The organism is Ruegeria aquimaris, from assembly GCF_025751555.1.
GTDB lineage: Bacteria > Pseudomonadota > Alphaproteobacteria > Rhodobacterales > Rhodobacteraceae > Ruegeria_B > Ruegeria_B aquimaris.
This window is the reverse complement of the sequence record NZ_JAOWLB010000007.1, coordinates 125,434-136,677: the sequence shown is the minus strand read 5'-3', so window position 1 is coordinate 136,677 and position 11,244 is coordinate 125,434. Positions and strand designations below refer to the sequence as shown.

The 11,244-nt window shown below is 65.4% G+C and carries 11 protein-coding genes; 9 read left to right on the top strand and 2 right to left on the bottom strand.

The features are described from left to right. Nucleotides 1–2: 2 nt before the first annotated feature. The gene (locus tag OE747_RS12140; protein ID WP_263828860.1) at nt 3–1,346 is read right to left on the bottom strand and encodes a Na(+)-translocating NADH-quinone reductase subunit A; all 1,344 of its coding nucleotides are present in this window, start codon (nt 1,344–1,346) and stop codon (nt 3–5) included. A 382-nt stretch (nt 1,347–1,728) separates the two neighbouring features. Here OE747_RS12140 and hpaE point away from each other — a divergent pair, with 382 nt between their 5' ends. The 9 genes from hpaE (at nt 1,729) to OE747_RS12095 (ending at nt 10,692) form a co-directional block, all read left to right on the top strand. Next, nucleotides 1,729–3,237 (top strand): 5-carboxymethyl-2-hydroxymuconate semialdehyde dehydrogenase, encoded by a 1,509-nt coding sequence (hpaE, locus tag OE747_RS12135; protein ID WP_263828859.1) that lies wholly within the window; start codon nt 1,729–1,731, stop codon nt 3,235–3,237. A gap of 46 nt (nt 3,238–3,283) precedes the next feature. Continuing rightward, a complete protein-coding gene (gene hpaD / locus OE747_RS12130) occupies nt 3,284–4,135 on the top strand; it encodes a 3,4-dihydroxyphenylacetate 2,3-dioxygenase (protein ID WP_263828858.1) in 852 nt (283 codons plus the stop codon). 26 nt (nt 4,136–4,161) lie between these two features. After that, nucleotides 4,162–5,013, top strand: coding sequence for a fumarylacetoacetate hydrolase family protein (locus tag OE747_RS12125; protein ID WP_263828857.1), 852 nt, complete (start codon nt 4,162–4,164; stop codon nt 5,011–5,013). After that, complete coding sequence (hpaH, locus tag OE747_RS12120) at nt 5,010–5,810, top strand: 2-oxo-hept-4-ene-1,7-dioate hydratase (RefSeq protein WP_263828856.1); 801 nt, start codon at nt 5,010–5,012, stop codon at nt 5,808–5,810. The genes OE747_RS12125 and hpaH overlap by 4 nt, the downstream gene beginning before the upstream one ends. Nucleotides 5,811–5,908: 98 nt before the next feature. Further along, nucleotides 5,909–6,565 (top strand): TetR/AcrR family transcriptional regulator, encoded by a 657-nt coding sequence (locus OE747_RS12115; protein WP_234176895.1) that lies wholly within the window; start codon nt 5,909–5,911, stop codon nt 6,563–6,565. Next, on the top strand, nt 6,565–6,942 hold the full coding sequence (locus tag OE747_RS12110; RefSeq protein ID WP_263828855.1) for a c-type cytochrome: 378 nt from the start codon (nt 6,565–6,567) through the stop codon (nt 6,940–6,942). Before OE747_RS12115 ends, OE747_RS12110 begins: the two co-directional genes overlap by 1 nt. Further along, complete coding sequence (locus tag OE747_RS12105; protein WP_263828854.1) at nt 6,939–8,372, top strand: D-arabinono-1,4-lactone oxidase; 1,434 nt, start codon at nt 6,939–6,941, stop codon at nt 8,370–8,372. The genes OE747_RS12110 and OE747_RS12105 overlap by 4 nt, the downstream gene beginning before the upstream one ends. Further along, nucleotides 8,365–9,537 (top strand): DSD1 family PLP-dependent enzyme, encoded by a 1,173-nt coding sequence (locus tag OE747_RS12100; protein WP_263828853.1) that lies wholly within the window; start codon nt 8,365–8,367, stop codon nt 9,535–9,537. The genes OE747_RS12105 and OE747_RS12100 overlap by 8 nt, the downstream gene beginning before the upstream one ends. Before the next feature lie 9 nt (nt 9,538–9,546). Continuing rightward, entirely contained in the window at nt 9,547–10,692 is a 1,146-nt protein-coding gene (locus OE747_RS12095; protein ID WP_263828852.1) for a DUF819 family protein, read from the top strand. Here the strand turns inward: OE747_RS12095 and OE747_RS12090 are convergent. Next, a complete protein-coding gene (locus OE747_RS12090) occupies nt 10,689–11,207 on the bottom strand; it encodes a YbjN domain-containing protein (protein ID WP_263828851.1) in 519 nt (172 codons plus the stop codon). The two genes, OE747_RS12095 and OE747_RS12090, sit on opposite strands and share 4 nt — an antisense overlap. Nucleotides 11,208–11,244 lie beyond the last annotated feature (37 nt).

Below are 11,244 nucleotides of genomic sequence, written 5' to 3'. Positions count from 1 at the left end.
GCTCAGCCCTCCTTTTCGATCTTGGAGAGGCTGTCGCGCAGGGCCAGCCCGTATTCGTATTTGGCCGGACAGGCAAAGCCGACAAGGCCCAGATCCTCTTCGTCCAGCTCCAGCACGCCCAATGCTTGCGCGGTGTCGGTGTCCATCACCAGAAGCGCGCGCAGGAGCTGGGTGGGCAGGTAATCCTGCGGCATCAGCTCTTCGAACGTGCCCGTAGGCACCATGGCGCGGCGGCCCCCGTTCAGGTTCGAGGTGAATTGGTAGAGCTTGCGCGAGAAGGCCGAGCCCAGCACCGGCTGCACCGCGTATTTCGACGGCATCGGCAGGATCCAGCCCATCGTATGCTGTTTGCGGTCCTCTTCGATCAGCGCGACCTGACGGGCGAAACGGCCCAGATAGGCAAACGGCCCGGTGGCGTGGCGGCCCGTCAGGATCGAGCCGGAGATCACGCGCACGGGCGCGTCGATGGCGATCTCGCCTGCGGTCATCGTATCGGTCGAGGCGCCCATGACGGTGCGGATCAGGCGCGGCTGGCGGGCGGCGGGACCGGCGAGCGCGATCACCAGCGAGGGGTCGATATGCCCGGTTTCCAGCAGGCGGCCGATGGCGATCACGTCCTGATACCCGATGGTCCAGACCGATTTCTCCGACGTCAGCGGCGCCAGGAAATGGATATGGGTACCGGCCAGACCCGCCGGGTGCGGCCCGTCGAAAGTGGCCACCGATACGCCCGCCACATCGCCGCCCTGGATCGCATCGCCCGGCTTGTGACACAGCCAGGTCGGACCGTCGGTCAGCAGAGCCACCGCCGCCAGACCGCTGGCAAAGGCGCTGCCCGCGTCTGCGATGACGGTGGCGGCGTCAGCCGCCAGCGGCTCGGTATCCATGGCGGTGACAAAGATCGCGTCCGGCTTGCTGCCCGGTGCGGGCATCTTGGAATAGGGCCGGGTACGGAAGGCGGTCCAAAGACCGGCGGCACAAAGCTTCTCGGTCAGGCCCTCGGGCGTCTTGCCATTGCCGGTGGTGGCAAAGTCAAGGCCGGGATCGGCGGCGTCGGTCACCTCGATCACGACGCTTTGCAACACCCGGCGCTCGCCACGGTTGATCGCGGCGACGCGACCGGTCATCGGGGCGACGATCATCGCCTCGGGCGCGTCCTTGTGACAGAAGAGCGGCGTGCCGCGGCGGACTTCGTCGCCCTCTTGCACCAGCATCCGGGGTTTCAGCCCGATATAGTCGGGGCCAAGAACCGCGACCGTGCCGACGGTGGGACCGGGATGGATGGTCTGCTCCGGCGCACCGGCGACAGGTAGGTCCAATCCCTTTTTCAATCTGAAATTCTGCATGTGATCGCTACGTTCTTCTCGTGTCCGATTCCCGTGGCGGGCCCTGAATAGTGCATGGGACCTTTCAGAGAAATACCCGGAAACCCTGAGTGCCTCCGGTGCCGCGCAGGCGACAGATTTTTGAACCGTCCCGTCTGGCGGGCACCTTTAAGGGAGTGGTCGCCCGAAAGCAAATGCCGTTCGGTCATTTATGGCGTCAAAAGCGCCCGGTTGGGGCGCTAACGGAAAATTTTCTGCGCTGCAGCGACAGGTTTGCAACAGGTTGCCGCAGGCCATAGCGCCCGTTTCCCCCGTTTCCCGATAGCAGCGGCAGAACGGCGGGCTTGACTCGTGTCGGTATTTGCTTAACATGTGAACAAAGAAAAAGCAGGAGTATTCGCGGATGAGCGATCTTTCGACACGGCTTGCAGCCCTCGACAGCCATCTTGCCCGGTTTCGCGAAAACGGCATTGCAAACCGGATCGGCGGGCGCGACCTGCCCGGCTCGGGCGGCACCTTCGACACGGCCACGCCGGTGGACAAGTCGGTGATCTGTTCCGTCGCGCGCGGCAACGCGGCCGACATGGACGCGGCGGCGCGGGCCGCCCATGCGGCCTTTCCGGCCTGGCGCGACATGCCCGCGACCGAGCGGCGCGCCATCCTGATCCGCATCGCCGAAGGTATCGAGGCGCGGGCCGAGGAAATCGCGCTGTGCGAATGCTGGGACACCGGGCAGGCTTGGCGGTTCATGTCCAAGGCGGCGCTGCGCGGGGCCGAGAATTTCCGCTACTTCGCCGATCAGGTGATACAGGCGCGCGATGGCCAGCATCTGAAGTCACCGACGCTGATGAACATCACCACCCGCGTTCCGATCGGCCCGGTGGGGGTGATCACGCCGTGGAACACGCCGTTCATGCTGTCCACCTGGAAGATCGCACCCGCGCTGGCCGCCGGTTGCACGGTGGTGCACAAACCCGCCGAACTCAGCCCGCTGAGCGCGCGGCTGCTGATCGAGATCGCCGAAGAGGCGGGCCTGCCCCCCGGTGTGCTGAACCTGGTCAACGGGTTTGGCGAGGATGCGGGCAAGGCGCTGACCGAACATCCGCTGATCAAGGCCGTGGCCTTTGTCGGCGAAAGCCGCACCGGCAGCATGATCGTGAAACAGGGGGCCGACACGCTGAAGCGTGTGCACCTGGAACTGGGCGGCAAGAACCCGGTGATCGTGTTCGACGATGCCGATATCGAGCGCGCATTGGATGCGGTGATCTTCATGATCTACTCGATCAACGGCGAGCGCTGCACGTCGTCCTCGCGCTTGCTGGTGCAGGACACGATCCGCGAAGAGTTCGAGGCGCGGCTGGTCGAGCGGGTGAACAACATCAAGGTGGGCCATCCGCTGGATCCGGCGACCGAGATCGGGCCGCTGATCGGCGAGGAGCATTTTGCCAAGGTCACCAGCTATTTCGACATTGCCCGTCAGGACGGCGCCACCGTTGCGGCGGGTGGCGAGGTGGTGGGCGATCAGGGCTATTTCGTGCGCCCCACCCTGTTTACCTGCGCGCATAATGAGATGCGCATCGCGCGCGAGGAGATTTTCGGCCCGGTGCTGACCTCGATCCCCTTCTCAACGGAAGAAGAGGCGCTGCAAATCGCCAATGACACGCCCTATGGGCTGACCGGCTATCTCTGGACCAATGACCTGACACGCGCGCTGCGCTTTACCGACAAGCTGGAGGCCGGAATGATCTGGGTGAACTCGGAAAACGTGCGCCACCTGCCCACCCCCTTTGGCGGGGTCAAGGCCAGCGGCATCGGCCGCGACGGCGGCGACTGGTCGTTTGAATTCTACATGGAGCAGAAGCACATCGGCTTTGCCACCGGCCAGCACAAGATCCAGCGCCTCGGCGCCTGAACCACTCACCGGGAAACGCGCGACCATCCCGTGACGGAGGAGAGAAATGGGAGAGATCGTCCTTGCCGCCAAATGCACCCATGTTCCGACCATGCTGATGTCGGAGCAGGAGGGGCCAGTGAAGGGCAAGCGCCAGCCGGCCATCGACGGGCATCTGGAGATCGCCCGCCGCGCCCGCGCGCTTGGCGCCGATACCGTTGTGATCTGCGACACCCATTGGGTGATCAATGCAGGGTTCCACATCAACGCCAACAACCGGTTTCAGGGGCTGTTCACCTCGAACGAGTTTCCGCAATTCATCCAGAACATGCCCTATGAGTATGAGGGTAATCCAGGCCTGGGCGATGCCATCGCCAAGGAGGCCAGCGCGCGCGGCGCCTATACGCTGGCGCACCATCTGGACAGTCTGGAACTGGAATACGGCACGCTGGTGCCGATGCGGTTCATGAGCCGGGAACACCGGATGAAGGTGGTCTCGGTCGCCGCCTGGTGCACCGTGCATGACCATGACGAAAGCCGCATCGTGGGCGAGGCGATCCGCGCTGCGGTCGAGGCGTCTGACAGCAAGGTGTTGCTGGTGGCCTCCGGCTCGCTGTCCCACAAGATCTGGCCCAACAAGGATTACGCCGCCAACAACGGCACCTTTACCATCAGTTCCGAGTTCAACCGGCAGATGGACCTGCATGTGCTGGAGATGTGGAAGCGCGGCGATCACGCGACTTTCCTCAAGATGCTGGGCGATTATGCGCGCTTCTGCTGCGGCGAGGGGTCGATGCACGATACCGCCATGCTGTACGGTGCGCTTGGCTGGGACAGCTATGACAAGCCGTGTGAGGTGGTGACCGAGTATTTCCCCTCCTCCGGCACCGGTCAGACCAACGTGATTTTCCCGGTTTGATTTCCGGGCCAGACGAGAGGAACAGCATGAAGTTCGCCACCATTGCCGCCGACGGGCAGGAGCTTTACGGCATCATCCGCGACGAGGGGTTCGTGGCCCTGTCGCCCGATTTCCCGCACTGGCCCGACCTGCGCGCGGTGATCGCGGCGGGGGCGCTGCACGCTCTGGCCAAGGCGGCGATGGGCCGTGCGGTGACACATAGCGACTTCATCTATCTGCCGCCGATCCCCAACCCGGGCAAGATCATCTGTGTCGGCGTCAACTTTCCTGACCGCAATGCGGAATACAAGGATGGCAGCGCCGCGCCAAAATACATGTCGCTGTTTCCGCGTTTCGCGTCGAGCTTTGTCGGCCATGGCCTGCCGCTGATCCGCCCGCCCGAAAACCACACGCTGGATTACGAGGGTGAAATGGCGGTGGTGATCGGCAAGGGGGGCCGGCGCATCAAGGCCGATGATGCCTATGACCATATCGCGGGGCTGAGCGTCTGCAACGAGGGCACCATTCGCGACTGGGTGCGGCATGCCAAGTTCAACGTGACACAAGGCAAGAACTGGGATCGCTCCGGCGCCATCGGGCCGTGGATCGTACCCTTCACCCATCCCGCACAGATTGACGCGGCGCGGATCACCACCCGGGTCAATGGCGAGGTGCGGCAGGACGATGAGCTGGCCAACATGATCTTTTCCGTGCGCGAGGAAATCGCCTATATCTCGACCTTCACCACGTTGAACCCCGGCGACATCATCGTCACCGGCACCCCCACCGGCGCGGGCGCGCGGTTCGACCCGCCGCGCTACCTGAAACCCGGCGACGTGGTCGAGGTCGAGGTGACGGGGGTCGGCACGCTGGTCAACGGGGTGGAGGACGAGGCATGACGCCCGAGGAACATGCCGATGCCGCCGCGCGGCTGATCGAGGCCGAGGCGACGGGCCGCCAGATCGGGCTGTTGTCGCTGGCCTATCCCGGCATGGACATGGACGACGCTTATGCCATCCAGCAGGCGTTGGCGGCGCATAAGCAGAGCGCCGGGCGCCACGTGATCGGGTGGAAGATCGGGCTGACCTCGAAAGCGATGCAATATGCGCTCAATATCGACATTCCCGACAGCGGCATCCTGTTTGACGACATGGCGTTTGACGATGGGGCAACGGTGCCCAAGGGGCGGTTCATCCAGCCCCGCGTCGAGGCCGAGATCGCCTTTGTGATGAAGGCGCCTTTGGGCGGGGCTGAGGTGACGCGGGCCGATGTGCTGGCGGCCACCGACTATGTCGCCCCGTCGCTGGAAATCCTCGACACCCGCATCCTGCGGGTCGATCCCGACACGGGACGCGCGCGCAATGTCTGCGACACGATCAGCGACAATGCGGCCAATGCGGGCGTGGTGCTGGGGGCGCAGCGCCATGCGCCAGACGCGTTCGATTTGCGCTGGGTCGGCGCGCTGACCTTTCGCAACGGCGAGATCGAGGAAACCGGGCTGGGCGCCGGCGTGCTGAACGATCCGGTAGAAAGCGTGGTCTGGCTGGCCCGCCGCATGGCGCAATACGGGCAAGGCATCGAACCGGGGCATATCGTGCTGTCGGGCAGTTTCATCCGCCCGGTCGAATGCCCGCCCGGCACCCGGATCGAGGCCGATTTCGGCCCCTTTGGCGCGGTTTCGATCCATTTCGCCTGACGCGCACCTGCCGCTCGATTGCCGCCACGTCAGGCGCGAAAGAAGTTGAAAATTTTTCGGAAAAAGTTTCCGCTTTCTATTGAGAGGAGAGCGGAGCCATGGCTTCATCTGAAACCGACACCCCGATGCATACCCGCGCGACGCCGAAACAGGCCCGCGCGCGCCAGCGGGTTGCCGATATACTGGACGCCGCCGCCGCGCTGTTGGCCGAGCGGCCGCCGGGCGATTTGAACACCTCGCTGATTGCCGAGCGCGCGGGTGTGCCCGTCAGCTCGATCTATCGCTACTTTCCCACCCTGCGCGATCTGCTGGACGAGCTGTCGGCCCGCGCGGCGGGCGACCTGCGCCACCATTTCATGGAAACGATTGCCGCCACCGAGAGCGAGCCCGATCTGGTGCTGCGCATCCGGCGCACGCTGGAGGGGATCCGCGTGTTCATGGCCGAACATCCCTATTACCGGGGCCTCTTGCTGCTGCTCGCTTCGCTGCGCGGGGTGCAGAGCGTCGAGGATGACGACAATGCGGAACTGGTGGGCTTTCTGGCCGACCGCTGGGCGCGGGGGCTGGACGGGTTTACCGGCGGCGACCCACAGGTGGTGGCGACCACCGCCGTGCAGATTGCCCTGACGCTGGAGGACCGGATGGCGCGGCAGGCCACGCCCGCGCTGGAGGCACAGTATCACGAAGAGATGGTGCGCGCGCTGGATGCCTATCTGTCGCTCTACTTGCGGCGCTCTCCTGCGGAGGAGAGCTGATGCGCGCCCTGATTCTGCTGATCTCGGCGCTGGTTCTGGCGGCGCTCTGGTGGTGGCTCTCCGGTGACGGCGCACCGCCGGAACCGGAGGCGGGTGATATAGCCCGGGCCGAGACCCTGCGCCCGGCTGACCCGGAGCTGGCAGCGATCTACGAACGGTCCTGCATGGCCTGTCACGCATTGGTCGAGGCGCGGGCGCCTTTGACCGGATTTGTTCCTGCCTGGGCTGCGCGGGAAAAGGAGCGCGGGGACCATGGCCTGTTGTTATCGGCGCGCAACGGGTTCGGGAACATGCCCGCGATGGGCCTCTGCCTCGATTGTTCGGACGAACAGCTCTCGGCGCTGATAGCCTTCATGTCGGGGGAGGGGCAGCAATGACACTGACACGGCGCAAATTGCTGGGCTATGGCGCGCTGGCCGGGCTGGCGGTGCCAGCGGCGATGCAGGCCCATTGGCTGAGCCGCGATTTCACCCGGCCCGGTTACAGCCCCGACATCCCCCCTGCCCCGCCGGGCCGCCAGATCTGGCGCAACTGGTCGGGCTATCAGGTGGCCACGCCGGAACAGATCTACTCCGCCGGTTCGGAAGAGGAACTGGCATCCCGCATCGCCGCATGGCCGGGTCGCATTCGCCCGGTGGGATCGGGCCATTCCTTTTCCGCGCTGGTGCCTTGCGAGGACATGATCCTGGATACCGGGCGACTGTCGGGGTTGATCTCGGTCGATGCGGCGGCGGGTATGGCGACATTCGGGGCCGGGACCCGCCTGCGGCAGGCGGCAATGCTGGCCGCAGAACACGGCCTGGGCTTTGCCAACCTGCCCGATATCGACGTGCAGACGCTGGCCGGGTCGTTCAGCACCGCTACCCATGGCACCGGGCGCGGATTGCAGGCCTTGCATGGCTGTATCACAGGGTTCCGCCTGATCACCGCCGAAGGCACCATCCGCGACGTGACCCGCAACAGCGACCCGGATCTTTTCGACGCGGGCCGGGTGTCGCTGGGCACGCTGGGGGTGATCACCCGCTATACGCTGAAACTGGTGCCCAGCTATGCGCTGAACCGCAAGTTGTTCATCCTGCCCACCGTTGAGGCGATTGCCCAAATGCACGATCTGGCCGCCGCGCATCGCAATTTCGAATTCTACGTGTTGCCCAATCTGGGCTATGCGGCAGTGATCACCCATGACTTGTTTGAGGGAGAGATCGCCGGGCGGGTGCCCAGCGAGGACGAGGACTGGATCGCCACGCTCAAGGATCTGCGCGATATCCTGGGCTGGTGGCCCTGGCTGCGGCGCCGCGCGTTCGGCGCCTATGTGGCGCTGGAGGTGCCCGCCGACGGGGTGCTGGAGGATACGACCGACGAATACTGGAAGCTGCTCTCAACCGCCCGTGCCACCCGGATGAACGAGATGGAATACCACCTGCCCGAGCAAAGCGCGCAAGAGGCGGTGCGCGCGGTGGTGGCGGCACTGGAATCGCGCAAGGAGAGCTTTTTCCCGATGGAGGTGCGGTTCACCGGGCAGGACGATGCGTGGCTGTCGCCCTTCAACGACGGAACGCGGGTCTCGGTCGCGGTGCACAAGCTGGCGTCAGAGCCGCTGGATATGCTGTTTGGCACGGTCGAGCCGATCCTGCGCGCATATGGCGGGCGGCCGCATTGGGGCAAGCTGCATGCGCTGACGGCCCCCGATCTGGCGGCGCTCTATCCCGATTTCGACCGGTTTGCCGCATTGCGCGCGCGGCTTGATCCGGCGGGCAAGTTCCTCAACCCCCATACCGCCGCGCTGTTCGGGGCCGGGGATGTCTGAGGCCTATTTCCAGCGGCTTCAGGCGGCCTTGATCGCGGCGGGGCGACACCTGCCGACGCTGGTGGTGGATAGCGAACGCCTGGCGGCCAATATCGCGGCGGTGCGCCGGATGACAGCGCCCAGTCTGGCGCTGCGCGTGGTCGAGAAATCGCTGCCCGCGCCGGACCTGCTGCGGCTGGTGATGGCCGGGTTGGAGACGAACCGGCTGATGAGCTTTCACCTGCCTTTTGTCCAGCAGGCAGCAATGGCGTTTCCCGAGGCCGATATCCTGCTCGGCAAACCGATGCCGGTGGGGGCCGTGGGTGGCGTATCGCCCGCATTGGACGCCCAAGTGCACTGGCTGATCGACAGCCCGGACCGGCTGGCGGAATATGCCGCGCTCGCCGCCCAGTCGGGTCGTGCCCTGCGCATCTGTCTGGAGGTCGATATCGGGCTGCATCGGGGCGGCTTCTCGCTGGACCGTTCCGGGGAGTTCACTGCAGCCCTGACCCGCCTGCGCGACGATCCGAACCTGCACCTGACCGGGCTGATGGGGTACGAGCCGCATATCGCCCGCCTGCCCCGCCTGATCGCCAGCCCGGCGCGCGCGTTGCGTGCGGCGCGGACGGCCTATGCCCGGTTTCATGTGCTGGCGGTCCAGACGCTGGGGCCAGAGGCCGCCGCCAAGCTGATCTTTAACACCGGCGGCAGCACGACCTTCATGCTCTATGACGGGAGCGGGGCGGAGACCGAGGTGGCGCTGGCCTCGGCCCTGGTCAAGCCGACCGATTTCGACCTGCCCGCGCTGAAGGCGCTGCAACCGGCGGCCTTTATCGCCACGCCGGTGCTGAAAACCGTGGAACGGCCCGATATCCCGATGGCGCGTGGGCTGAGCCGGGTGTTGCGTCTGCTGGGCCGCTCGCCGCAACGAGCCTGTTTCATCTATGGCGGCAATTGGCTGGCCGATCCGTGCCACCCGGCAGGCGCGCGGCGATCCCCCCTGTTCGGGCATTCCAGCAATCAGGAAATGTACGACCTGCCTGCAAGCAGCGCTCTGAAACCCGGTGATTTCCTGTTTTTCCGCCCGCGTCAGAGCGAGGCGCTGTTCCTGCAATTCGGCGATATCGCCGTGTTCGACGGTACCGCGATTACCGATTGGTGGCCGGTCTGGCACGAGACACATTAGGAGACGCCGATGCTGTTCACCCTGATCCTGCTGATACTCCCTGCGCTGATCATCTGGCTGGCGGCGCGGATAACGGCGCTGGACCGGATTGGCGTGGTGCCGCTGACCTTTGCCACCGGTTTTGCCCTGGCGCTGAGCCTGGATCTGAGCGCCTTCGCCGGGATCCAGACGACCCTGCAAGAGGTGAGCGTGGCGCTGGCCCTGCCGCTGATCCTGTTTGCCGCCAACCTGCGCCGCGCCCTGACCGAGGCGCGCGGCGCCGGGCTGGCCATGGCGCTGTCGCTGGTCTCGGTCTGTGTGGCCAGCCTGCTGGGGGTGCTGCTGTTTCAGGGCCGGGTCGCGGACCTGCCGCAGGTCGCTGGCATGGCGGTGGGCGCCTATACCGGCAGTGGGGTCAACATGGGCGCGATCAAGAGCGCGACCGGGGCCAGCGACGCGCTGTTTCTGACCATGGTGACCTATGACATCGTGTTTTCCATCGGCTACATGCTGGTCATCGTGCTGGTGGGCCAGCGGCTGGCCGGGATGATCCTGCCACCCTTTGTGCCCCAGGCCCAAAACGATCATGACGCCGACTCGTCGCATATCGCCGATGACAGCGCGCGTGGATATGCGCGGCTGATCGAGCGGTCGGGACTGGTGGGCTCGGCGCTCGCGTTTGGCGCCGCCGCATTTTGTGTCGGGATTGCCGTCGCGCTGGCCGGCCTGCTGCCACAGGCGTGGTCCGGCACCGCCACCATCCTCCTGATCACCACATTCGGCCTGCTGGGCGCGTTTGTGCCCCGGCTGCATGCCAGCCCGACCAGCTTTCACCTTGGCATGTATCTGATCCTGATCTTCTGCCTCAGTTCGGCCACCCTGCTGGACCTGTCGGTTCTGACCGGGATGAACCGGGCGCTTGGCGGCTATTTCGCCTTTATCCTGCTCGGAGCGATGGTGCTGCACGCGCTGCTCTGCCGCCTGTGCGGAATCGACCGCGATACCTATCTGGTGGCCTCGGGCGCGGCGATCATGTCGGTGCCGTTCATCCCGGTGATCTGCGGCGCGCTGCGCAACCGGGCTCTCTTGGTGCCCGGCATAGCCATTGCCATTCTGGGCTATGCGGTGGGCAACTACCTGGGCGTGCTTGTCGCGGGGTTGGCCGGGGCGCTCTAAAGGTCTTCGCCCTTCTTCAGAAGCTCGTCGATCAGTTGCCGCTGCAAGCCGCCGCTGTCGCCGCCGCCATATTGCAGCGCCCCGCCGGAATAGAGCGTGCCATAGCTCTGCGCCACATTCGCCACCTGACCCAGCCCCGAAATGAACTCGTCCCGCTCCAGCGGCGACAGGGCGTGGATGAACACACTCCACAAGGTCCCGTTGGCAATGGCATAGCGGGCATCCAGCGCACTGTCGAAATTGGCCTGCATCATGCGTTCCAGATCGGCCTGGGTCAGCCCCTCGGCGGGGCGGATCGGCGACATGGCCCGCATCCGGTCGGCATCCTGGTCGGTCACGACAAGGATGGAAACACCCCCGATCCGCATCGTGAAACCCGGCCCCTGCGGCTCGGCCTCGGGGTCAAGGGCAAAGACGATGCGGCCCAGCCGCTCATAGGTCATCGGCGCCTCGGCCTCTTGCGCGGTGGCGGGCAGGGTCAGGGCCACAAGGCAGAGGGTGAGCCATCGTGTCATCAGGGTTCTCCGGTTCGGGTGAACCAGCGTAACCCTT